The organism is Anaeromyxobacter sp. PSR-1 (assembly GCF_000964525.1).
Lineage (GTDB): Bacteria > Myxococcota > Myxococcia > Myxococcales > Anaeromyxobacteraceae > Anaeromyxobacter.
In genome coordinates this window covers 1-3,037 of the sequence record NZ_BAZG01000297.1, presented here as the reverse complement: position 1 = coordinate 3,037, position 3,037 = coordinate 1, and the positions used below count along the sequence as shown (strand labels likewise).

General features: G+C 77.4%; 3 protein-coding genes. 1 reads left to right on the top strand and 2 read right to left on the bottom strand.

Annotated elements, in window-relative coordinates:
• Nucleotides 1-149 precede the first annotated feature (149 nt).
• Complete coding sequence (locus PSR1_RS22620) at nucleotides 150-1,298, top strand: cell wall metabolism sensor histidine kinase WalK (RefSeq protein ID WP_237758207.1); 1,149 nt, start codon at nucleotides 150-152, stop codon at nucleotides 1,296-1,298.
• Here the strand turns inward: PSR1_RS22620 and PSR1_RS22615 are convergent, their stop codons facing one another.
• Both PSR1_RS22615 and PSR1_RS22610 read right to left on the bottom strand, forming a co-directional pair.
• Entirely contained in the window at nucleotides 1,299-2,231 is a 933-nt protein-coding gene (locus PSR1_RS22615; RefSeq protein ID WP_059439562.1) for a DMT family transporter, read from the bottom strand.
• On the bottom strand, nucleotides 2,228-3,037 hold an 810-nt coding region (locus PSR1_RS22610), incomplete at its 5' end, for a DMT family transporter (protein ID WP_059439561.1). The genes PSR1_RS22615 and PSR1_RS22610, both read right to left, overlap by 4 nt.

Here is a 3,037-nt window from a genome sequence, read left to right as displayed (position 1 = left end):
GGTCGCGCTCCTGCGCGAGGTGGCGGCCGGCGACGTCGCGCACGAGGAGCAGGAGTACCGGTAGCGACGGGTTCGCCCGGGGCACGACCTGGTGGCGGTGGTCGGTGCGCGCCGTCGAGTCCGGCGGCGGCGGGCGGGACCTCGTGCTGATGATCACCGAGGTGACCGAGCAGGTCCCGCGCCCGGGAGCAGGTCGAGGCCGACCGCGCCGGCTGGAGGCGGTGCTGCGGGTGCTGCCGGTGGGCGTGCTCATGGCCGACGCCGGCGGGCAGGTGGTGCAGGCGAACGACGCGGCCCGGCGCATCTGGGGCTCGCGCGCGCCGTTCCGGCCGGGCGCGCTCTACCGCGAGCAGCGCGCGCGGCGGGCCGACTCCGGCGCGCCGCTCGCGCCCGGCGACTGGGCGCTGCAGCGCGCGCTCCGCTCCGGCGAGGCGGTCGGGGGCGAGCTGGTCGAGATCGACCGCTTCGACGGGACGCAGGCGGTGGTGCTGAACGGCGCCGCGCCCATCCGCGACGGCGAGGGGCGCGTGGTCGGCGCGGTCACCACGCTGCTCGACGTAACCGAGCTGCGGCGCGCCGTGCGCAACCGCGACGAGGTCCTGCAGGTCGTCTCGCACGACCTGCGGACGCCGCTCTCCGCGGTGACGCTGGGCGCCGCCGCGCTGACGCGGCTGGCCGACGGGCCGGACGCCGCCGCGCAGGCCCGGCGCGCCGCCGCGCGGCTCGCCGCCGCCGGCCGCCGCATGAACCGGCTCATCGACGACCTGCTCGACCTCGAGACGCTCGAGGAGGGCCGGCTCTCGATGCGGCCGGAGCCGTGCGACCCGGCCGACCTGCTGGGCGAGGCGGCCGACCAGCTCCGCGAGGCGGCGCGCGCGAAGGGGCTCGACCTGTGCCTGTCCGCGGCGCCCGGCCTGCCGCCGGTCGCGTGCGATCGCGACCGCGTGCTGCAGGTGCTCGGCAACGTCGCCTCGAACGCGGTGAAGGCCACCGAGGAGGGCGCGGTGTGCCTCGCCGCCGAGGCGCAGGGGGACGGGGCGGTGGTCTTCCGCATCCGCGACACCGGCCCGGGCATCCCCGACGCCGACCTGCCGCACGTGTTCGACCGCTTCCAGCGCGGCAGCGCGGCGCGCTGGCGCGGCTCGGGCCTGGGGCTCGCCATCGCGCGCGGCCTGGTCGAGGCGCACGGCGGGCGGATCTGGGCGGAGAGCGCGCCCGGGGCCGGCACCACGGTGAGCTTCACCCTGCCCGCCGCGGCGCCCGCGCCGGACCTGCCCGCGCACGCGGCGACCGCCTGATCAGGCGCCCCGCGCGCGCGGCCGGTGCCCGAGCACCGTGCCGTAGGCCACCCCGGCGACCCCCACCAGCATGCCGGCCATGCCCGCGGCGCTGACCGGCTCGCCGAGCAGGAGCGCCGCGAGCGCGTACTGCGCGAGCGGCGTGAGCTGCAGCCACACGGCGGCCTCGCCGATCGAGAGCGCGCCGTAGGCCTCGGTCATGAGCACCTGCGCGGCGTACGCGGCCAGCCCCATCCCCGCCGCCAGCGCCCAGGCGACGGGATCGGTGGGCCACGCGCCGAGCGCGAACGGGAGCGCCACCGGGAGCCCGCCCAGGCAGAAATAGAAGAAGATCGTCGGCGCGTTGTCGGTGGCCCGCATGGCGCGGATGACGACCGAGGAGAACGCGGCGAACACCGCGGCCGCCACCGCGAGCGCCTCGCCCGGCCCGATCCCGAGCGCGAGCGACCCGTTCCCCAGCACCAGCACCACGCCGCCGGTCGCGACGAGCAGCGCCAGCACCAGGTGCACGGTGGGGCGCTCGCCGAACGCGCGGATGCTCATCGCGGTCGCGATGACCGGGAACAGGTTGTAGAGCATGCCGGCCTCGCCGGCCGGGATGCGCGCGAGCGCGAGGAAGTACAGCACCACCACGATGCCGCCCGAGAAGCCGCGGGTCCACAGCAGGCGGAGGTCGTGCGGCCGGTACAGCCCGGGGCGGATCCGGAACGCGACCAGCGACACCGCCGCGCCCACCACGAAGCGGATCACGGTGAGCTGGCCGGCCGAGAACGCCGCGCCGCCGCGCGACAGCCGCCGCGCCAGCACCGCCATGAGGCCGAAGGAGAGCGCCGCGCCGAGCAGCTCGAGGCGGGCGAGCCAGCGCGGCTGCGGGCGCGGCGACCCCGGGCTGCGCGCCGGCGCGGCGGGCGTGGCGGCGGGCTCGGGCGTCACGGCTCCTCAGCGGGCAGGCCCTCGGCCAGGCGCGCCTCGCGCGACCGGGCCTCGCGCGGCGCGTGGCCGAGCAGGCTGCCGTAGAGGATGCCGCCGAGGCCGAGCAGCACGCCGACCACCGTCGCGAGCGAGAGCCGCTCGCCCAGCGAGAGCGCCCACAGGTAGCTGGCGATGGGGGTGAGCTGCTGCCAGAGCGCCGCCTCGGGCACCGAGAGCGCGCCGTAGGCCTCGGTCATGGAGAGCTGCGCCAGGAACGCGACCACCCCGACGCCCAGCGCCGCCAGGTAGGCGCCCGGCGCGGACGGCCAGGCGCCGAGCGCGAACGGCAGCGACACGACCAGCCCGCCCACCGAGAACGCGAAGAAGATGGTCGGGGCGTTGTCGGTGGCGCGGAGCGCGCGGATCGCGGTCACCGCCGCGCCGCCGAGCACGCCGGAGACGATCCCCAGCCCCTCGCCCCAGCCCAGGCCGAGGCGGACGCTCCCGCCGCCCAGCACCAGCCACACGCCCGCGCTCGCCACCGCGAGCGCGATCCAGAGGTGCACCGTCGGGCGCTCGTTCAGCACGAACAGCGAGAGGAGCACCGCCCAGATGGGGAAGGTGTTGTTGAGCAGCGTGGCCTCGCCCGCGGCGATGCGCTCGATGGCGAGGAAGTAGAGCAGCGCCGCGATCCCGCCGAAGAGGCCCCGCGCGAAGAGCAGGTCCTTGCGGTGAGGCCGGAACGTCCCGGGCCGCGCCCGGAAGAGCGCCAGCACCGCGGCGAGCCCGATCGCGAAACGGACCAGCGTGGCCTGCCCGCCGGACAT

Coding starts and splice junctions, on each gene's coding strand:
- PSR1_RS22620 (WP_237758207.1), top strand. CDS start 150: ATGATCACCGAGGTGACCGAGCAGGTCCCGCGCCCGGGAGCAGGTCGA.